Genomic DNA, 19,268 nt, shown 5'->3' with positions numbered 1-19,268 from the left:
CCTCGGCCGTACACGATCGTGACGCGCCATATCGCGTCCGTCGAGAAACACGATATATCGTGGCCTCGGGAAGTCAATACACTCTTCCGGGAACACCGCCCCGCGCATTGCTTAGGCTGGTGACGACGCCCACGCCCGTCCCATCGGCCCCGGGCGCACACGCACACCAGGAGACGCAACCCCATGTACTTCACCGACCGCGGCATCGAGGAGCTGGAGAAGCGGCGCGGCGAGCAGGAGGTCACCTTCGAGTGGCTCGCCGAGCAGCTGCGCACCTTCGTGGACCTCAACCCCGACTTCGAGGTGCCCGTGGAGCGCCTGGCCACCTGGCTCGCCCGCCTCGACGACGAGGACGACGAGTAGAGGACGGGCGGACGACGGGCAGACGACGAGGACGAGGCAGGCGACGAGGACGACGAGCCGGCGGGAAAGACGCCGAAGGGCCCGGTTCCGAACGGAACCGGGCCCTTCAGCGTCGTCGTGCCGGAGGCCTACGCCTCGAACACCTCACGCACCAGCTGCTCCTGCTCGGCCTGGTGACGCTTGGCGGAACCCACCGCCGGGGACGAGGAGTGCGGGCGCGAGATGCGCCGCAGCCGCTCGCCGGCCGGGATGTCCGCGCCGACCGCCAGGTCGAGGTGGTCGATCAGGTTGAGCGCGATGAACGGCCAGGCACCCTGGTTCGCCGGCTCCTCCTGGACCCACAGGTACTTCTCGGCGTTCGGGTACTTGTTGACCTCCGCCTGGAGCTCGGCACCCGGCAGCGGGTACAGGCGCTCGATGCGGATGATCGCCGTGTCCGTGACGCCGCGCTTCTTACGCTCGGCCTCCAGGTCGTAGTAGACCTTGCCGGAGCAGAAGACGACCTTGCGGACCGCGGCCGCCTCGGCGGTCGCGTCGCCGATGACCGGGCGGAAGCCGCCGGTCGTGAACTCCTCCGCCTTGGAGGCGGCGGCCTTCAGGCGCAGCATCGACTTCGGGGTGAAGACGACCAGCGGCTTGTGGGCCGGGTTGTGCACCTGCCACCGCAGCAGGTGGAAGTAGTTCGACGGCGAGGTGGGCATGGCCACCGTCATGTTGTTCTGGGCGCACAGCTGGAGGAACCGCTCCGGGCGCGCGGACGAGTGGTCCGGGCCCTGGCCCTCGTAGCCGTGCGGCAGCAGCAGGACGACGCCGGAGGTCTGGCCCCACTTCTGCTCGGCCGAGGAGATGAACTCGTCGACGACCGTCTGGGCGCCGTTGACGAAGTCGCCGAACTGGGCCTCCCACATCACCAGCGCGTCGGGACGCGCGAGCGAGTAGCCGTACTCGAAGCCCATGGCCGCGTACTCGGACAGCAGCGAGTTGTAGACGTTCAGCCGCGCCTGCTCCTCGGCGAGGTACTGGAGCGGCGTGTACTCCTCGCCGGTCTCCCGGTCGATCAGCACCGCGTGGCGCTGGCCGAAGGTGCCGCGCTGGGAGTCCTGGCCCGCGAGGCGGACCGGGGTGCCGTCGAGCAGCAGGGAGCCGATGGCCAGGGTCTCGCCCATGCCCCAGTCGATGGTGCCGTCCTCGACCATCGCCGCGCGGCGCTGGAGCTGCGGCAGCAGCCGCGGGTGCACGGTGATGTGCTCGGGGATGTTGACCTGGGACTCCGCGATCCGCTTGACGACCTCGGCGGAGACGGCGGTCGGGACCGCGACCGGGAAGCCGTCCTGGGCCTCCCGGGGGGTACCGTCGGCCGGCTGCGCGGTGGCCTCGCGGACCTCGGTGAAGACCTTCTCCAGCTGGCCCTGGTAGTCCTGGAGGGCCTGCTCGGCCTCTTCCAGGGTGATGTCGCCGCGACCGATCAGGGACTCGGTGTAGAGCTTGCGCACCGAGCGCTTCTTGTCGATCAGGTCGTACATCAGCGGCTGGGTGAAGGCCGGGTTGTCCGACTCGTTGTGACCGCGGCGGCGGTAGCAGATGAGGTCGATCACCACGTCCTTGTTGAACGCCTGGCGGAACTCGAACGCCAGCCGGGCGACGCGGACGACGGCCTCGGGGTCGTCGCCGTTCACGTGGAAGATCGGGGCCTCGATCATGCGGGCCACGTCCGTCGCGTACATGGAGGAACGCGAGGACTCCGGGGCCGCGGTGAAGCCGACCTGGTTGTTGATGACGATGTGCACGGTGCCGCCGGTGCGGTAGCCGCGCAGCTGCGACATGTTCAGGGTCTCGGCCACCACGCCCTGGCCCGCGAAGGCCGCGTCGCCGTGGATGGCCACCGGCAGGACGGTGAAGTCCGTGCCGCCCTTGTTGATGATGTCCTGCTTGGCGCGGGCGACGCCCTCCAGGATCGGGTCGACCGCCTCCAGGTGCGAGGGGTTGGCGACCAGCGAGACCTTGATCTGCTCGCCGTCCAGGCCGGTGAAGGTGCCGTCGGCGCCCAGGTGGTACTTCACGTCGCCGGAGCCGTGCATCGACTTCGGGTCGAGGTTGCCCTCGAACTCGCGGAAGATCTGCGCGTACGACTTGCCGACGATGTTGGCGAGCACGTTCAGGCGGCCGCGGTGGGCCATGCCGATGACGACCTCGTCCAGGCGGGACTCGGCGGCGGAGTCGATGACCGCGTCCAGCAGCGGGATGACGGACTCGCCGCCCTCCAGGGAGAAGCGCTTCTGGCCGACGTACTTGGTCTGCAGGAAGGTCTCGAACGCCTCGGCCGCGTTCAGCCGGCGCAGGATGCGCAGCTGCTCCTCGCGCTCCGGCTTGGCGTGGCCGCGCTCGACCCGGTCCTGGATCCACTTGCGCTGCTTGGGGTCCTGGATGTGCATGAACTCGATGCCGGTGGTGCGGCAGTACGAGTCGCGGAGCACACCGAGGATGTCGCGCAGCTTCATCATCGACTTGCCGGCGAAACCGCCGACGGCGAACTCGCGCTCCAGGTCCCACAGGGTGAGGCCGTGCTCGACGATGTCCAGGTCGGGGTGCTTGCGCTGGCGGTACTCCAGCGGGTCGGTGTCGGCCATGACGTGGCCGCGGACCCGGTAGGAGTGGATCAGCTCGAAGACGCGCGCGGCCTTGGTGACGTCGTCGTCGTGGGACGCGTCGATGTCCTTGAGCCAGCGGACCGGCTCGTAGGGGATGCGCAGCGCCTCGAAGATGTCGTCGTAGAACTTGTTCTCGCCGAGCAGCAGGTTGGCGACCTGGCGCAGGAACTCGCCGGAGGCGGCGCCCTGGATGACCCGGTGGTCGTAGGTAGACGTGAGGGTCATGACCTTGGAGACACCGAGCTTGTTCAGGGTGTCCTGGCTGGTGCCCTGGAACTCGGCCGGGTAGTCCATGGAGCCGACGCCCATGATCACGGCCTGGCCGGGCATCAGACGCGGCACGGAGTGCACGGTGCCCAGGCCGCCGGGGTTGGTCAGGGAGACCGTGACGCCGGTGAAGTCGTCCATGGTCAGCTTGCCCTCGCGGGCGCGGCGGACGATGTCCTCGTAGGCCTGCCAGAACTCGAAGAAGTTCAGCGTCTCGGCCTTCTTGATCGCCGCGACGACGAGCTGGCGGTCGCCGTTGGGCTTGACCAGGTCGATGGCGAGACCGAGGTTGACGTGGGCCGGCTTGACCAGGGTCGGCTTGCCGTCCTTGACGGTGAACGAGTGGTTCATCGCCGGCATGGCCTTGATGGCCTGCACCATCGCGTACCCGATGAGGTGCGTGAAGGAGATCTTCCCGCCGCGGGCGCGCTTGAGGTGGTTGTTGATGACGATGCGGTTGTCGAACAGCAGCTTCACCGGGACGGCGCGGACCGAGGTGGCGGTCGGCATCTCCAGCGAGGCGTCCATGTTCTTGGCGACCGCGGCGGCCGGGCCGCGCAGGGTGACCTGCTCGGGGCCGGCGGGGGCCTCCGCGGCGGGAGCGGCCTTGGGCTGAGCGGGCGCCTGTGCGGGTTGCGCCGGCTTGGCCGGGGAGGGGGCCGTCTTCGCCGCGGGAGCCGCGGGGGCCGGCGCGGCAGCGGCGGGCTTCGGGGCCGCCGGGGCCGCGGGCGCCGGGGCGGCCTGGGGCGCAGGGGCGGGGGTCGCTGCGACCCCCGCGGCCGCAGTACCCGCCGGCGCGGGGGTGGCAGGCGCACCCGGCTTGTAATCGGCGAAGAAGTCCCACCAGGCGCGGTCTACCGAATTCGGGTCCTGGAGGTACTGCTGATAGATCTCGTCGACGAGCCACTCGTTCGCGCCGAACGCGGCCGCGGGGTTCTTCCCGGCGGCTTGGGCGTCGGTGGTGGGGGCACCTCCCGGCCGAAGGCTGGGGGAGCTCGAGTTACTGGGGGACTGTGGCGACACGGCGGCAACCGCCCTCTTCCGCTTCACAAGGTGATGGACAGCGGGAATAAAGGCTACGCCTTGGAGACGGGGAAGGTCAGGTCGGGCCCGTTCATCGTCGTGTAAGTCACATCGAAAATCTTGTTTCAGGGCTTGAAATGGCGGGAAACAAGCGTGGTTCCGGGTGTGCGAGGGTGCACCGGCCCGACCCTGCGCCCCCGGCTTCTGCGGGCGGCGCGGGCCTGTGGCGATACACACGTGTCCAGCTGCGCGAAGACGGCGCGGACGACCGTGGATCTTGTGCCTTCGCCGGAACTTTACGTCAACTTGAAGCGGAGTTCGCTCCCGGAAGAGTGACGATGATCCGGCATCCGCGCTCTGATTCGGCCACACCGATCCGGCCGCCGTGCAGATCCACCGCCCAGCGGGCGATCGCGAGCCCGAGGCCCGTGCCGCCGTCGCTGCCCGGTCCGTGCGGCCGGGTCACGGCGCCCCGGTTGAACCGCTCGAAGACGCGGTGCCACTCGGAGCGCGGGATGCCCGGACCCTCGTCCAGGATCTCCAGCTCCAGCGAGTCCGGCTGGGGCCCGCGGCGCGCCTTCACGGTCACCCGGCCGTGCGGCGGGCTGTGCTTGACCGCGTTGTCGATCAGGTTGGCGACGACCTGGTGGATGCGTTCGGGGTCCGCGTGCGCGGTCAGTTCCGGCGGGGAGACGTCCAGGTGCAGATGGACGTCGGTCCGGGTGTGGCTGCCGGAGCCGGTGGCCATGCCCGCGCGCGCCGAGGCGACCATGTTGGTCTCCTTCAGCACGCCCGACAGGTACGGCCACACCTCGAAGCGCCGGATCTTCAGCGGTACGACGCCGTTGTCGAGCCGGGACAGGTCCAGCAGGGTCTCCACCAGGCGGCCGAGCCGCTCGGTCTGCCGCAGGGCCGTCCGCATGGTCTCCGGGTCGGCCTCGGTCACCCCGTCGACGATGTTCTCCAGCACGGCGCGCAGGCCCGCGATCGGGGTGCGCAGCTCATGGGAGACGTTCGCGACCAGCTCCTTGCGCTGGCGGTCCTGGGCCTCCAGCTCGTCGGCCATGACGTTGATGGTCTGCGCCAGGTCGCCCAGCTCGTCCCGGCGGCTCTCGCGCACCCGGCGGGTGTAGTCGCCCTGCGAGATGGCGCGGGCGACCGTGTTCATCTCGTCCAGCGGCATGGTGAGCGAGTGCGCCACGAACTGGGTGATCAGCAGCGTGGCGATCATCGAGAACACCGTGATGAAGCGCAGCTCCGTCTTGGTGTGCACCGCGACGATCGACAGACCGGTGGTGATCAGCACCGCGATGACCACCAGGGCGGTCAGCTTGGTCTTGATCGAGAAGGGGCGTACGCCGCCCCAGGGGTCCTCCGTGCGGGCCCCGGGGCTCCTCCGTGCGGTTTGGCGCCCGCTCGCGCTCACGGGTTCGGCGTCTCCAGCGCGTAGCCCACACCGTGCACGGTGCGGATGCGCTCGGCGCCGATCTTGCGGCGCAGCGCCTTGATGTGGCTGTCGACGGTGCGGGTGCCGGAGGCGTCCGCCCAGTCCCAGACCTCGGCCAGCAGCTGCTCCCGGGAGAGCACCGCGCGCGGGGTGTTGGCCAGGCACACCAGCAGGTCGAACTCGGTCGGCGTCAGGTGGACGTCCTCGGACTTCACCCGCACCCGGCGCTGCGCGTGGTCGATCTCCAGCTCGCCGAGGCGCAGGATGCCGGAGCGGGGCGTGGAGGCGGCGATGGTGGCCCGCTCCACCCGGCGCAGCAGCACGTGCACCCGTGCGGCCAGCTCGCGCATGGAGAACGGCTTGGTCATGTAGTCGTCGGCACCGACGCCGAGCCCGACCAGCATGTCCGTCTCGTCGTCCCGCGCGGTGAGCATCAGCACCGGCACCGGGCGCTGGGCCTGCACGCGCCGGCAGACCTCCAGGCCGTCGAAGCCGGGCAGCATGATGTCGAGGATCAGCAGGTCGGGCTGCCATGCCTCGGCCGTGTCCACGGCGGCCGGTCCGTCGGCCGCGGTCTGCACGAGGAACCCCTCGGCGCGGAGCCGGGCCGCGATGGCGTCGACGATCGTGGTGTCGTCCTCGACGACCAGTACCCGGCGCTGGGCGCCCGCAGTGGTGGTCGCCGCCGCGCCGCTCTGGGAGGTGTGTGTCTGCTCCATCGCCCGCCCCTGCTTGTTGCTTTCCGGAACCCGTGGGGTGATCCCATGTCTGCGATCGACGCGAAAGATCCGCGTCAGGGGAGCACCCTACGGGGATCGGCGGTGCCGTCGCTATCCAGGGCGGACGCCGAGGTGCACGGCGTCCGGAACTCCCCGGGCAACGGGCACCTCTTCGGTACGCACCCGTCGGAACCCGGCATTCCGCAAGGTTCCTTCAAATTCCGGAGACGGCTGCGCCGACCATACGGCAAGCACTCCGCCGGGTCTCAACACCCGTGCGCAGGCGGTCAGTCCGGCGGGTGAGTACAGGCTCGCGTTGTCCTCGGTGACCGTCCACCCGGGGCCGTTGTCGATGTCGAGGCACAGGGCGTCGAACGTGTCCGACGTCTCATTGACGTAACGGACGAGATCGTCTCGGACGATCCTGGTGCGCGGGTCGGCCAGTGCGGCGCGGGTCAGTCCGGACAGCGGCCCCGCCCGGTGCCAGTCGACGACGGCGGGCTCGCGCTCCACGACCGTGATCCTTCCCCAGCGGGGATCGTGGGACGCGTGTGCGAGTGAGAATCCGACGCCCAGCCCGCCGATCAGCACGGCCGGCGCCGGGCGGCCGTCGAGGGCGCCGTACGCCGCGTCGACCAGCAGCCGCTCCGAGCGGCCGTCCGAAGTGTCCATGAGGAAGCAGCCGTTGGCGATGATCTGGAGCAGCGCGCCGTGCCTGCGCAGCACCACCTCGCCGTACGGCCCTTTGCGCCGGTCCAGCACCACGGGGGAGTCGTCTGGGGCAGCCATGGGTCCATCCTGCTTGAACAGGGCTTTGCTTTCACTGCGATTACGGATCCTCGGCCGGGGAGTGCCGTGCATGGCCGGAACGTATGAGGTTGCCGTGAAATCGCTCTCCCTGGGCTCCGGTCGTGGACAGCGGCTTCCCGCACCGCTGAGGGTGGGGCGGAACGGAAGGAGCGCCACCGTGGAACGGATCGTGCCGGAGGCCGTGGGCGCCGACCTGCTGGACGGTGTGCCCCGCCAGCGGTCCGTGCTGCCCGCGCCGTCGCCCGCCCGGCGTCTCACGGTGCCGCGCGTGCGCCCCTGGCTGCTGCTGCCGACGCCCACCGGGACGCCGTTCACCTTCGGCTACGCGGCTCTCCTGGCCGTCACCTCCCTGGTCGCGGCGCTGGCCCCGCCCTCCCTGGTGTACGCCCTCTACCAGGGCTCCAGCACGGACGTGGCCCACCTGGTGCGCTCGCCCGCGGTGGTCCTGCTGACCAGCGCGCTGTGGATCGCGGGCGGGCTCGTCTCGCCGTACGCGGCCGCGTTCGTCCTCGTGCTCACCGCGCTGGAGCGCCGGATGGGCGGTGCGCGGGCCGCCTGCGTCTTCCTCGCCGGCCATGTGCTGGCCACCCTGGCCACGGAGGTCCCGGTGGGCCTCGCGGTCCTCGCCGGCCGTCTCCCGGAGACCTCCCTGCACCGCCTGGACTACGGCATCAGCTTCGGCGTCGCCGCGAGCACCGGCGCCCTGGCCGGCCTTCTGCGCCCCTGGCTGGGCCTGCCCCTGCTCGCCGGCGTGGCCGGCCTCCTGCTGAACGACCTGCTCGCCTACACGGACCCCATGACGAACTGGGGCCACCTGATCGCGCTGACGATCGGCGTGTCGATGTGGCCCGTCATACGCCGCTGGGCGGCCGTGCGAACCCCCGCCCACCTGCGCCGACAAGCCGTGCGAACCCCCGCCCACCTGCGCCGACAAGGTGATCGCTGACAGCGAACGCCCCGTCGGGAACATTCCCCCGGTGACAGACATTGAGTCGGCATAGCTCAAGTTGACTGCCGAAGGGGAGATCATGGCTGCTGAGTCACCGGCGTTCACGCTCGTCCTGCCCGTGCTGCCGCTCGACGACGAGGTCGTGCTGCCCGGCATGGTGGTTCCGCTGGACCTGAGCGACGCCGAGGTCCGCGCCGCGGTGGAGGCCGCACAGGCCGCCGCGCGCTCGGAACCCGGCAAGCCCAGGGTGCTGCTGGTACCGCGTGTCGACGGCACGTACGCGAAGACCGGTGTGCTGGGCACGGTCGAGCAGGTGGGCCGGCTGGCCGACGGCGACCCCGGCGCGCTGATCCGCGGCCGCGACCGCGTCCGCATCGGCGCCGGCACCACCGGACCGGGCGCCGCCCTGTGGGTCGAGGGTGCCCGGGTGGACGAGACCCTGCCCGAGCCGCTGCCCGGCCAGGTCGCCGAACTCGTCACGGAGTACAAGGCACTCGCCACCAGCTGGCTGCGCAAGCGCGGCGCCTGGCAGGTCGTGGACCGGGTGCAGGCCATCGACGGCGTCTCCGCGCTCGCCGACAACTCCGGCTACTCGCCCTTCCTGACCACCGAGCAGAAGGTCGAACTCCTGGAGACCGCCGACCCGGTGGCCCGTCTCAGGCTCGCCACGCAGCAGCTGCGCGACCATCTCGCGGAGCAGGACGTGGCCGAGACCATCGCCAAGGACGTCCAGGAGGGCGTGGACAAGCAGCAGCGCGAGTTCCTGCTGCGCCGTCAGCTGGAGGCCGTCCGCAAGGAGCTGCGCGAGCTGAACGGCGACCAGGAGGGCGAGGAGTCCGACGACTACCGCTCCCGGGTGGAGGCCGCCGACCTGCCTCGGACGGTCCGCGAGGCCGCGCTCAAGGAGGTCGACAAGCTGGAGCGGTCCTCCGACCAGTCGCCCGAGGGCAGCTGGATCCGCACCTGGCTGGACACCGTCCTGGAGCTGCCGTGGAACGAGCGGACCGAGGACGCGTACGACATCCGGGGCGCCAAGGAGGTCCTCGACGCGGAACACGCGGGCCTGGAGGACGTCAAGGAGCGCATCACCGAGTATCTGGCCGTGCGCAAGCGGCGCGGGGACCGCGGCCTCGCCGCGATCGGCGGCCGGCGCGGCGGGGCGGTGCTCGCGCTCGTCGGCCCGCCCGGTGTCGGGAAGACCAGCCTGGGCGAGTCCGTGGCGCACGCCATGGGCCGGAAGTTCGTCCGTGTCGCCCTCGGCGGCGTCCGCGACGAGGCCGAGATCCGCGGTCACCGCCGTACCTACGTCGGCGCGCTGCCCGGCCGGATCGTGCGCGCGATCAAGGAGGCCGGGTCCATGAACCCGGTCGTGCTCCTGGACGAGATCGACAAGGTGGGCTCGGACTTCCGGGGCGACCCGGCCGCCGCCCTCCTGGAGGTGCTCGACCCGGCGCAGAACCACACCTTCCGCGACCACTACCTGGAGGTCGAACTCGACCTGTCCGACGTCGTCTTCCTGGCCACCGCCAACGTCCTGGAGGCCGTGCCGGAGGCGCTCGCCGACCGCATGGAGATCGTCCGCCTGGACGGCTACACGGAGGACGAGAAGGTCGTCATCGCCCGGGACCACCTGCTCCCGCGCCAGCTGGAGCGGGCCGGACTCGACGCGGGCGAGGTCACGCTGGCGGAGAGCGCGCTGCGCAGGCTCGCGGGCGAGTACACGCGCGAGGCGGGCGTGCGCAATCTGGAGCGTTCGATCGCGCGGCTGCTGCGCAAGGTCGCGGCCCAGCACGAACTGGGCGAGCGGGAGCTGCCGCGCACCGTCGCGGACGAGGACCTGCGCGCCCTGATCGGGCGGCCGCACCATGTGCCCGAGTCGGCGCAGGACCCGGCCGAGCGCCGTACGGCGGTGCCCGGGGTGGCGACCGGGCTCGCGGTCACCGGCGCGGGCGGCGACGTGCTCTTCGTGGAGGCGTCCCTCGCCGATCCGGAGACCGGTGCGGCGGGTCTGACCCTGACCGGTCAGCTGGGCGACGTGATGAAGGAGTCGGCGCGCATCGCGCTGAGCTTCCTGCGCAGCCACGGCGCCGAGTTGGAGCTGCCGGTGACCGATCTGAAGGACCGGGGTGTGCACATCCACTTCCCGGCGGGCGCGGTCCCGAAGGACGGCCCGAGCGCGGGTGTCACGCTGACCACCGCACTGGCCTCGCTGCTCTCCGGCCGCCAGGTGCGCACGGACGTGGCGATGACGGGTGAGGTCTCGCTGACGGGCCGGGTGCTGCCGATCGGCGGCGTGAAGCAGAAGCTGCTCGCGGCGCAGCGCGCCGGGGTGACCACCGTGATCATCCCCAAGCGCAACGAGGCCGACCTGGACGACGTCCCGGCCGAGGTGCTGGACAAGCTCGACGTCCACACCGTGACCGACGTCCGCCAGGTCCTGGAGCTGGCGCTCGCGCCCGCGGCGGACGGGGCGGCGCCGGAGGTTCCCCTGGCGGCGTGACGGACGCCGTGGGGAAGGGCAGGGCCCGGGTCCCGTGAGGGGGCCCGGGTCCTCGCCGTGCCCACGCCCGGCCCACCGAGCCGGGCGTGGCGGGCGCGGGCAGGCGGCGCCCGGCGGCGCTGCCGCGGAGGTCAGCCGTTGGCGAGCGCCTGGACGCGGTCGAGCGCGCCGTTGAACTTGTCGTGGTCGCCGACGGTCGCGCCGGAGGAGGTGTACTGCCACATCGTGTAGTACGACCAGCCGGCCGGGAGCGTCCCCACGGTGGAGGCGTAGCGGGCGATCCACAGCGGGTTGCCGCCCGCGAAGCCGGCGTAGTTGCCGGTGCACTCGGTCCACCAGCTGGTGGCGGTGTAGATCACGGCGTCACGGCTGGTGAGGGACCTGTACGTGTTCAGGAAGTCCGCGATCCAGCTGACCATCTGGCCGGCCGTCTTGCCGTAGCAGGCGGCGCCGTACGGATTCCACTCGATGTCGAGCACGCCCGGCAGGGTCTTGCCATCCTTGGACCAGCCGCCGCCGTGCGCGACGAAGTAGCTCGCCTGGGTGGCGCCGCTGGTGGTGTCCGGGGTCGCGAAGTGGTACGAGCCGCGGATCATGCCCACGTTGTACGAGCCGTTGTACTGCTGGGCGAAGGAGGGGTTCGTGTAGTACGTGCCCTCCGTCGCCTTCGTGTACGCCCAGCGGACGCCGCTGTTGTACAGGGTCGACCAGGCCACGCTGCCCTGGTAGTTGGAGACGTCCACGCCCTCGGTCTGGGTGGCGTCGGCGCTGGTGGGGGTGCCGTGGGTGCCGTCGTGGGCGGCGACGGTCTCGCCCATGTAGGCGGTGCCGCGGGTGGGCGTGGACGCGGCCCGGGCGGTGGTGAGGGGGAGTGCGCAGGCCATCGCCGCGAGCAGGGCCGTGACCATGACGGCGAGCGGGCGCGGTGGACGGGGTCTGGGCGAGGGCATGACGTGCCTCCGGAGAGGGTGGGGAGCGTGGGGTGAGAGTGGGGGGAGCACGGCAGTGGCCACGGATGGGGTTCACTGTCGTGGGCATGTCATTCGATGCCTGACGAAAAAGCTACGCACGTAGACATGGCGTGGGAAGGGGGTCCGGCCGCCGCCGTTGGTCTACGCCTGCGAAATACTTACGGAGCTGCGGCTATGGCGGCGTTTGACGGAAACTTTCAGGACCGCGAAACCGATCAGGGGTGTGACGTGCACGAGGACGGAAACGGCGCAGAAGCACGCGTCGCCGAGCAGGTGACGCCCAGTGGTGAAGACCAGGAATTCCTCGCGCTCGAACGCGAGTTGACCGTACTGCTGCGACGTGCCCGCGCGAACCAGGGCGAGATGGCCCGGGAAGTCCACCCGGACCTGGAGTCCTCCGCCTACGGACTGCTGATCCGGCTGAGCGAGCACGGTGGCCGGCGGGCGACCGAACTCGCCGGCTACTTCGGCGTCGGCAAGGCCACCATGTCCCGCCAGCTGCGCGCCCTGGAGGAACTGGGCCTGATCACCCGCGAACCCGACCCCGCCGACGGCCGCGCCTGGCTGGTCACCCTCACCGAGGAGGGACACCGCCGGGTCGGCACGGTCCGCGAGGCCCGCCGCGCCCGGTACGTCAGCCAGCTCGCCCACTGGGACCGCCGCGAGGTGGCCGAGCTGGCCCGGCTGCTGAACCGGTTGAACGGGGTCATGGAGAAGTAGCCCGCAGCGCCGGGGCCTGCGGGGCCGGCCGGCGTCCCGCGGGCCGCTCACAACTCGACGTACACCACCGTCGCGTCGTCGTGCGTCTTGCCGCGCCCCAGGAAGGCCCGCTCCCGGGCGTCCGCCGCCTCCAGTCGCCGCACCCGGTCGACGAGCGAGCGGGCGCCGTCCCGGGCGAGGACGTCGAACAGGCCCGTCCAGTCGCCCTGGTGGAACTTCTCCGTCCAGCGGGTCGCGCCGTCCGTCAGGGCGGCCAGCGCGGTGACCCCGCCCCGGGGTACGGTGCCGGTCACCGCGCGGGCCGCCACGGACGGGTCCGCGGCGGCGGTGAAGAAGCCGCCCTCCTTGTTGCGCAGGTTCGCGTCCACCAGGGCGTCGGTGGCCAGCGCCGAGCGCGGCAGCCGGGCGAGCCGGTCGTCCAGGACCGGGGTGACCTCGCCCGCGGGCGAGCGCAGCAGCAGCGCCGAGTCCGAGAGCACCAGGTAGTCGACCGTCTCGGCGGACCAGCGCACCGTCACCACGGTTGCCTGAGGCGTGCGCGGGTGAGAAAGGTCACAGGTGTCCGCATGTGCCCGTGCGGTGCGCTCGATCGCCCGGGAAAGAATGCCGGCCGGCGTCAGATCCTGACCGGAAACGGTCAGTTCGGTCAGCGCGCCGCCGAGCCGGGCGGTGAACCAGGGGACGGAATGCAGACAACCCGTCTCCCCGGCGGGCGGCGTCACCCCGTCCAGCAAGATCACGCAACCACCCTGCCCGGAGGCGGGTAGTCCGACATCGGCGAAGTCCTCGTTGGGTCGGGTCGCGTCGCCGGGTTCCGAAACGAGATCAGTTCGCATCCGGCCAGTCTGCACGAGCCCTTCACAGCGTCCCCCAAAGGCTGGCAATCGCCGTCGGATCGACATGCTCACGCAGGTCAGGCGCCTGGTTTGGGAGGGAATGGACCCCTCCGAAAAAGCGTGGTGGCGAATACTGCCAAACCCTGTCGCGCGCGTCCAACCGACCCACCGCGGGGCGGCCCCGCACACGCCAGAGGAACTTGCCCGCCAACTCCCCTCCGATGTTCACTCCTTCGGGTGGCGGGTCAGGTGATGCGCGACCACTGCCCACCGGCGCTGGGAGGGTCGGGAACCGTACGAACCGGGTGCACGCACCACTTGGCACCGAGCTGACGGGGCGCCACCCGGGCCCTTGGGTAGACGAGTTCAGGATTGCGAGCACCGGTGCAGATGAAGCGGCCTCGGCGCACAGGCAGGCAGACGGCCCCCGAGAAGGCCGCCCCCGAGACTCCCGTGGGCACCGGGCGGCCCACGCATGTGCGCACCCGGCTGATCGTCGCCGTCGCGGTCGTGGCCGCCGCGGTGGCCGGCGCCGGAGCCCCCTCCCTCCTCACCGCTTCCTCGGACGTGAGCGACTCCCAGGACCTGGTGACGCTGGCCTCCCGCACCCAGGACGCCCTCACCCTCGCGGGCTCCCTGGCCGACGAGCGCGACGAGGTCACCTCCTACATCGCGGCCGGCCGGCCCGAGTCCAAGGCGCCCTCCGAGGACCGCAGCACCCGCGTCGACCGCCAGGTGGAGGACCTGCGGGCCGACAGCGGCACCCCGGCGGACCTACGCGGCGACCTCGACCGCATCGCCACCGTCCGGCGCGCCGCCCTCACCGGCAAGAGCACGGCGCTCGAAGCCCACCAGGCGTATTCGACGACGATCACCGAACTGCACCGGCTCGCCGTGCAGCTGGCCGAGCGGATGCCCCCGCGGGCCGGCTCCGGCGCCTACGCGCTCGCCGAGCTGGACACCGCGGTCCAGCAGTCCGCCGCCGCCCGCGGCCTGCTGCTGGCCGCGCTCAACGTCCCGGCGACCACCCAGACGGTGTTCAACCCCGTCACCGGCCTGTCCACCACCACCTCCGTGCCCACCGAGGCCGGCCGCAAGCAGCGCGACGCGCTCACCGCCGCCGCCCAGCAGGCCCGGCTGCGCTCCGACACGGCCCTCGCCGACTTCCGCGAGAACGCGCCCAAGCCTGCCGTCGACGCGTACGACTCCACGGTCACCGGCGCCGACGTCAACTCGGCCGAGAAGTACCTGGACACCTTCACCGCCCGGTCGTCCTTCCCCGACAGCGCCTCCGGCACCAGCCCCGCCAAGCTGGACGCGGCCCTGTCCGCGCGCCTCGACCTGATGCGCGGCGCGGAATCGGCCCTGTACGAGCACCGCACCAAGGACCTGGAGAAGCTGCGGGACGACGACGTCACCGCGCTGGAGATCCGTGTCGCCGTCCTCGGCGTGCTGCTGCTGGTCGCGGTCGGCGTCGCCACCGCCATGGCCCGCACCCTCACCCGCCCCCTGTCGGTGCTGCGCCGCGGCACGGCCCGGCTCGCCGAGCCCGGCGACGCCGCCGGCCGCGAGCCCATCGCCTTCACCGGCCGCAACGACGAGTTCGCGCAGGTCGTCCGCTCCGTCAACGCCCTGCACGCGCACGCCGCCGCCCTGCACGAGCGGGTCGCCACCCTGGAGACCGACCGCAAGCACCTGGTCGGGCAGCGGCAGAAGATGGCCGACGCCCGTGAGGAGCTGCGCGCCGAACTCGCCGAGGCGGCGGCCGAACTGGACCGGGTGCGCGCCAGTATCGGCGGTACCTTCGTGAACCTGGCCCTGCGCACCCTCGGCCTGGTCGAGCGCCAGCTCGCCGTCATCGAGGGGCTGGAGGACCGCGAGCAGGACCCGGAGCGGCTGGCCACCCTCTTCAAGCTGGACCACTTCGCCACGGTGATGCGCCGGCACAGCGAGAACCTGCTGGTCCTCGCCGGTACCGAGCACGTGCAGCAGCACCACGGACCGGTGCCGCTGGTCGACGTGGTGCGCGCCGCGGTCAGCGAGATCGAGCGGTACGAGCGGGTGCGCATCGCCGCGCTGCCTCCGCACGCGCACATCGCGGGCTTCGCCGCGGACGACCTCTCGCACCTGCTGGCCGAACTGATGGAGAACGCCACCACGTTCTCCCCGCCGGACGTGCCGGTCGAGGTCTCCGGCTGGCTCCTGGAGTCCGGCGAGGTCATGCTCTCGGTGCACGACGAGGGCATCGGCATGGCGGAGGACCGCCTCACCCGGCTCAACGCGCGCCTCGCCGACTTCGACCCCGAGGCCGGGTACGACCAGGAGGGCGACGACGGCCTCGGGCTCGGCCTGTACGTCGTGGCCCGCCTCGCCCACCGGCACGGTGTGCGGGTGCAGCTGCGCGAGCAGAAGCAGGGCGGTGTCGCCGCGGTCGTGGTGCTGCCGGCCCCCCTGCTGTCCGCGGCCCCCGCCACCGCCGTACCCCCGCAGGCCGCCACCTCCACCACCGGCACCTTCACCCTGCCGGGCGCCGCCGCCGAGGCCAACTCCAACGTCCTGCCGGCGCGTCCGAAGGACGGCGCCGAGCAGCAGGACCCGCTGGTGGCGCTGGCGGAGAAGGCGGTCATGGACGCCGGCGCGGCGCGGGAGCCCGAGCGGGCGCAGGAGCGGGAGGCCGCTTCGGAGGCGCCCGTGGAAGCGGCGCCGGAAGCCGCCGAGGAGACGACGCACGAGCAGGCGGGGCCCGGTCCGCAGGAGGCGGAGGCCCGCCCCAAGGCCCCGGTGGAGACCTTCGCCGAGACGACGATGGAGCTGCTGCTCCCGCTCACGGACGGGGTCCCGGAGAAGGCACCGGACGACGAGCCGGCGGCTCCCTACGATGCCGGGCGCACCAGCCACACGCGGCCCGGGGCCGAGGCCGCCGCCGACGCCGGCGAGGCCGAGGCCGAGGAACGGGTCACCAGCAAGGGGCTGCCCAAGCGCACGCCCAAGATCACCGCACCCGCACCCGCACCCCCGCCCCGCCAGCGCAGCACGAGCGTCGACGCCGAGGCACTGCGCCGCCGGCTCGGTGGCTTCCGCCAAGGAGCACAGGCCGGCTACCGCGAGATCGAGGCGGAGATCGCGGACCATTCCGAAGAAGCCACGGGGGGCCCTGTCGAGGAGGCAAGCAGTTGACCGCTCCCAGTACCTTCGGGCTGAGCACTGAGGCCCGCAATCTGCACTGGCTGCTGACCAACCTGGTCGAGGAGGTCCCCGGCATCCAGTCCGTCGCCGTGGTCTCCTCGGACGGTCTGCTGCTGCTGTCGTCCGACCCGGGCCACGCGCAGCAGTCCCGCCAGGCCCGTCCCGGCAAGGGCCCCCGCGGCTCCTCCGCCGACCTCGCCACCATCGTCTCCGGCATCGGCAGCCTCACCGTCGGCGCCGCCAAGCTGATGACGTTCGGCGGGGTCAAGCACACCATGGTCGCCATGGAGGAGGGCAGCCTGTTCGTGATGTCCATCAGTGACGGCTCGCTGCTCGGCGTGCACGGCTCCGCCGAGTGCGACATGAGCGTGGTGGCCTATCACATGGCGCTGTTCGTCGGCCGCGCCGGCCACGTCCTCACCCCGGAACTCCGCAGCGAGCTGCGCAAGTCCCTGGAGTCGGCGGGGAGCGCCCGATGAGCGGCACGCAGAAGCTTCCGGTGCGCGGCGGTGAGCGCAAACCCGCCCGCGTGCGCCCCTACTCGCTCACCGGCGGCCGCACCCGCTTCGGGCACGTCCTCCTGGTGGAGACCTTCGTGGCCAGCACCGCGGCCATCGAGGCGCCCGAGGAGCGCAGAGAACTGACGAAGGGGTCGCTCGCCGGTGTCATGCCGGAGATGCGGGCCATCGTCGAACTGTGCCGCCGTATGCGCACGGTGGCCGAGATCGCCGCGCTGCTGAAGATGCCGCTCGGCGTGGTCCGCGTGCTCCTCAGCGATCTCGCGGACCAGGGAAAGATCCGTGTGTACGGCACCGGAACCGGCCACGGAACCGGCCGCCCGGACCGCGCTCTGCTGGAAAGGGTGCTGAGTGGACTCCGCCGTCTCTGACGCCACCGCCTCCTACGGAGGCACCGCCCCCCTCGTCGCCGGCTTCGCCGAGCCCGACGAGGATCTGAAAGCCTGGCAGACGGACCGGACGCGGGCCCCCGTCGCGACGAAGATCGTGGTGGCGGGCGGCTTCGGCGTCGGCAAGACCACACTGGTCACGGCCGTCTCGGAGATCACGCCTCTGCAGACCGAGGCGCTGATGACCCAGGCGAGCGAGGGCACCGACGACCTGTCCGACACCCCGGACAAGGTCACCACCACCGTGGCCATGGACTTCGGCCGCATCACGCTCGACGACGACCTGGTGCTCTACCTGTTCGGCACGCCGGGCCAGCAGCGGTTCTGGTTCATGTGGGACGACCTGGTGCGCGGCGCGATCGGCGCCGTGGTGCTGGCCGACACCCGCCGCCTCAAGGACTGCTTCCCCGCCCTGGACTACTTCGAGAGCTGCGGTCTGCCGTACGTCGTCGCGGTCAACCACTTCGACGGCAGCGAGCGGTTCGACACCGAGGACGTACGAGAGGCGCTGACGATACCCGCGCACATCCCTGTCATGATCATGGATGCGCGTCGTCGGATTTCGGCCATCGAGACCCTTCTGGCCCTCGTCGGCCACGCGCTGGACGAAACCCCCGAGTAGTCCTGTAAGGAGCCACCACCCGCATGCGGAAGATACTCGTCGTCGGAGCCGGCCAGTCCGGCCTCCAGATCGCCCTCGGCCTCCAGTCGCACGGCTACGAGGTCACCCTGATGTCGAACCGGACCGCGGACGAGATCCGGTCCGGCCGCGTCATGTCGACGCAGTGCATGTTCCACACCGCCCTCCAGCACGAGCGCGACCTCCAGCTGAACTTCTGGGAGTCCCAGGCCCCGAAGATCCAGGGACTGGGCGTCTCGGTCGCGGCGCCCGGCTCGCACGACCCCGGCCCCACCCAGCGCGCCATCGACTGGGTCGGCAGGCTCGACGGCTACGCCCAGTCCGTCGACCAGCGCGTGAAGATGGCCGGCTGGATGGAGACCTTCGCCCAGCGCGGCGGGCAACTGGTCATCCACGGCGCGGCGGTGGGCGACCTCGACTACTTCTCGCGCACCTACGACCTGGTGCTGGTCGCGGCCGGCAAGGGCGAACTGGTGTCCATGTTCGGCCGCGACGCCGCCCGCTCCCCGTACAGCGAGCCGCAGCGCGCGCTCGCGGTGTCGTACGTCCACGGGCTCGGCCCGCGGCCGGAGCACCCGGAGTTCGACGCGGTGCGCTGCAACCTGGTGCCGGGCGTCGGCGAGCTGTTCGTCATGCCGACGTACACCGTCTCCGGGCGCGCCGACATCCTGTTCTGGGAGGGCATACCGGGCGGCCCGCTCGACGTCTTCAACGGCGTCAAGGACCCGGCCGAGCACCTCTCCCTGACCCTGGAACTCATGGAGAAGTTCACGCCCTGGGAGTACGCGCGGGCGACGAAGGTCGAACTCACGGACGCCGGTGGCACGCTGGCCGGGCGGTACGCGCCGACCGTGCGCAACCCGATCGGCCGGCTGCCCTCGGGCGGTCTGGTGCTCGGCGTCGCCGACGTGGTCGTCGCCAATGACCCGATCACCGGTCAGGGCTCCAACTCCGCCTCCAAGTGCGCCGCTTCCTACCTCGCGTCGATCCTGGAGCGCGGGGAGCAGCCGTTCGACGAGGAGTGGATGCGGGGCACCTTCGAGCGGTACTGGCAGGTGGCGCAGCACGTCACCAAGTGGACGAACGCGATGCTGGCGCCGCCGCCGGAGCACGTCCTGAACCTCATCGGCGCGGCGGGACAACTGCAGCCGGTCGCCGACCGGTTCGCCAACGGATTCGACGATCCGGCCGACTTCGAGAACTTCTTCTTCGAGCCGGAGAAGGCGGACGAGTACCTCGGGTCGGTGGCGGGGGCCTGAGTCCCCCGGGCGCGGGGCCGCGT

General features: G+C 71.4%; 15 protein-coding genes. 9 read left to right on the top strand and 6 right to left on the bottom strand.

Annotation, left to right across the window (positions count from 1 at the left end):
• The first annotated feature begins 183 nt into the window (after window positions 1-183).
• Window positions 184-363: a DUF6104 family protein gene (locus VT52_RS10490; RefSeq protein WP_046418474.1), complete on the top strand. Its 180-nt coding sequence runs from the start codon at window positions 184-186 to the stop codon at window positions 361-363.
• A gap of 128 nt (window positions 364-491) precedes the next feature.
• On the opposite strand, the gene VT52_RS10485 is transcribed toward VT52_RS10490, so the two are convergent.
• From VT52_RS10485 to VT52_RS10470, 4 genes are all read right to left on the bottom strand, one after another.
• Window positions 492-4,301, bottom strand: coding sequence for a multifunctional oxoglutarate decarboxylase/oxoglutarate dehydrogenase thiamine pyrophosphate-binding subunit/dihydrolipoyllysine-residue succinyltransferase subunit (locus VT52_RS10485; RefSeq protein ID WP_046418476.1), 3,810 nt, complete (start codon window positions 4,299-4,301; stop codon window positions 492-494).
• A 301-nt stretch (window positions 4,302-4,602) separates the two neighbouring features.
• Window positions 4,603-5,727: a HAMP domain-containing sensor histidine kinase gene (locus VT52_RS10480; RefSeq protein WP_046418478.1), complete on the bottom strand. Its 1,125-nt coding sequence runs from the start codon at window positions 5,725-5,727 to the stop codon at window positions 4,603-4,605.
• On the bottom strand, window positions 5,724-6,467 hold the full coding sequence (locus VT52_RS10475) for a response regulator transcription factor (protein WP_046418480.1): 744 nt from the start codon (window positions 6,465-6,467) through the stop codon (window positions 5,724-5,726). The genes VT52_RS10480 and VT52_RS10475 overlap by 4 nt, the downstream gene beginning before the upstream one ends.
• A gap of 111 nt (window positions 6,468-6,578) precedes the next feature.
• On the bottom strand, window positions 6,579-7,256 hold the full coding sequence (locus VT52_RS10470; RefSeq protein WP_046418482.1) for a spermine/spermidine synthase domain-containing protein: 678 nt from the start codon (window positions 7,254-7,256) through the stop codon (window positions 6,579-6,581).
• A gap of 178 nt (window positions 7,257-7,434) precedes the next feature.
• Between VT52_RS10470 and VT52_RS10465 the strand changes: the two genes are divergently transcribed.
• Both VT52_RS10465 and lon read left to right on the top strand, forming a co-directional pair.
• Window positions 7,435-8,223 (top strand): rhomboid-like protein, encoded by a 789-nt coding sequence (locus tag VT52_RS10465; RefSeq protein ID WP_240509709.1) that lies wholly within the window; start codon window positions 7,435-7,437, stop codon window positions 8,221-8,223.
• 82 nt (window positions 8,224-8,305) lie between these two features.
• Window positions 8,306-10,726, top strand: coding sequence for an endopeptidase La (gene lon, locus VT52_RS10460; protein WP_046418484.1), 2,421 nt, complete (start codon window positions 8,306-8,308; stop codon window positions 10,724-10,726).
• Window positions 10,727-10,857: 131 nt separating this feature from the next.
• Here lon and VT52_RS10455 read toward each other — a convergent pair whose 3' ends face one another.
• Window positions 10,858-11,634: a lysozyme gene (locus VT52_RS10455; RefSeq protein WP_240509710.1), complete on the bottom strand. Its 777-nt coding sequence runs from the start codon at window positions 11,632-11,634 to the stop codon at window positions 10,858-10,860.
• Between the two features lie 291 nt (window positions 11,635-11,925).
• Here VT52_RS10455 and VT52_RS10450 point away from each other — a divergent pair, with 291 nt between their 5' ends.
• On the top strand, window positions 11,926-12,417 hold the full coding sequence (locus VT52_RS10450) for a MarR family winged helix-turn-helix transcriptional regulator (RefSeq protein ID WP_046418490.1): 492 nt from the start codon (window positions 11,926-11,928) through the stop codon (window positions 12,415-12,417).
• 47 nt (window positions 12,418-12,464) lie between these two features.
• Here the strand turns inward: VT52_RS10450 and VT52_RS10445 are convergent, their stop codons facing one another.
• Window positions 12,465-13,253 carry a protein phosphatase 2C domain-containing protein gene (locus VT52_RS10445; RefSeq protein WP_046418492.1) on the bottom strand — a complete coding sequence of 263 codons (789 nt, stop codon included), beginning with the start codon at window positions 13,251-13,253 and terminating at the stop codon, window positions 12,465-12,467.
• Window positions 13,254-13,637: 384 nt separating this feature from the next.
• On the opposite strand from VT52_RS10445, the gene VT52_RS10440 reads away from it, so the two are divergent.
• Genes VT52_RS10440 through VT52_RS10420 form a run of 5 tightly spaced genes read left to right on the top strand, consistent with a single transcriptional unit; the run spans window position 13,638 to window position 19,245 of the window.
• Complete coding sequence (locus VT52_RS10440) at window positions 13,638-16,430, top strand: sensor histidine kinase (RefSeq protein ID WP_240509708.1); 2,793 nt, start codon at window positions 13,638-13,640, stop codon at window positions 16,428-16,430.
• Window positions 16,427-16,918 (top strand): roadblock/LC7 domain-containing protein, encoded by a 492-nt coding sequence (locus VT52_RS10435; protein WP_046418497.1) that lies wholly within the window; start codon window positions 16,427-16,429, stop codon window positions 16,916-16,918. Before VT52_RS10440 ends, VT52_RS10435 begins: the two co-directional genes overlap by 4 nt.
• Entirely contained in the window at window positions 16,915-17,328 is a 414-nt protein-coding gene (locus tag VT52_RS10430; protein WP_046418499.1) for a DUF742 domain-containing protein, read from the top strand. The genes VT52_RS10435 and VT52_RS10430 overlap by 4 nt, the downstream gene beginning before the upstream one ends.
• Window positions 17,309-17,968 carry a GTP-binding protein gene (locus VT52_RS10425; protein WP_046418501.1) on the top strand — a complete coding sequence of 220 codons (660 nt, stop codon included), beginning with the start codon at window positions 17,309-17,311 and terminating at the stop codon, window positions 17,966-17,968. The genes VT52_RS10430 and VT52_RS10425 overlap by 20 nt, the downstream gene beginning before the upstream one ends.
• A gap of 23 nt (window positions 17,969-17,991) precedes the next feature.
• Window positions 17,992-19,245 (top strand): styrene monooxygenase/indole monooxygenase family protein, encoded by a 1,254-nt coding sequence (locus VT52_RS10420; protein ID WP_046418503.1) that lies wholly within the window; start codon window positions 17,992-17,994, stop codon window positions 19,243-19,245.
• Window positions 19,246-19,268 lie beyond the last annotated feature (23 nt).

Origin of the sequence: Streptomyces malaysiense (assembly GCF_000980885.2) — a bacterium.
Lineage (GTDB): Bacteria > Actinomycetota > Actinomycetes > Streptomycetales > Streptomycetaceae > Streptomyces > Streptomyces malaysiense.
This window is presented reverse-complemented; position numbering and strand designations above follow the sequence as displayed.

Excerpts from the sequence above, each read along its gene's own strand:
- VT52_RS10490 (WP_046418474.1), top strand. The coding sequence starts at position 184 with ATGTACTTCACCGACCGCGGCATCGAGGAGCTGGAGAAGCGGCGCGGC.
- VT52_RS10475 (WP_046418480.1), bottom strand. The coding sequence starts at position 6,467 with ATGGAGCAGACACACACCTCCCAGAGCGGCGCGGCGGCGACCACCACT.
- VT52_RS10470 (WP_046418482.1), bottom strand. The coding sequence starts at position 7,256 with ATGGCTGCCCCAGACGACTCCCCCGTGGTGCTGGACCGGCGCAAAGGG.
- lon (WP_046418484.1), top strand. The coding sequence starts at position 8,306 with ATGGCTGCTGAGTCACCGGCGTTCACGCTCGTCCTGCCCGTGCTGCCG.
- VT52_RS10455 (WP_240509710.1), bottom strand. The coding sequence starts at position 11,634 with ATGGTCACGGCCCTGCTCGCGGCGATGGCCTGCGCACTCCCCCTCACC.
- VT52_RS10445 (WP_046418492.1), bottom strand. The coding sequence starts at position 13,253 with ATGCGAACTGATCTCGTTTCGGAACCCGGCGACGCGACCCGACCCAAC.
- VT52_RS10430 (WP_046418499.1), top strand. The coding sequence starts at position 16,915 with ATGAGCGGCACGCAGAAGCTTCCGGTGCGCGGCGGTGAGCGCAAACCC.
- VT52_RS10420 (WP_046418503.1), top strand. The coding sequence starts at position 17,992 with ATGCGGAAGATACTCGTCGTCGGAGCCGGCCAGTCCGGCCTCCAGATC.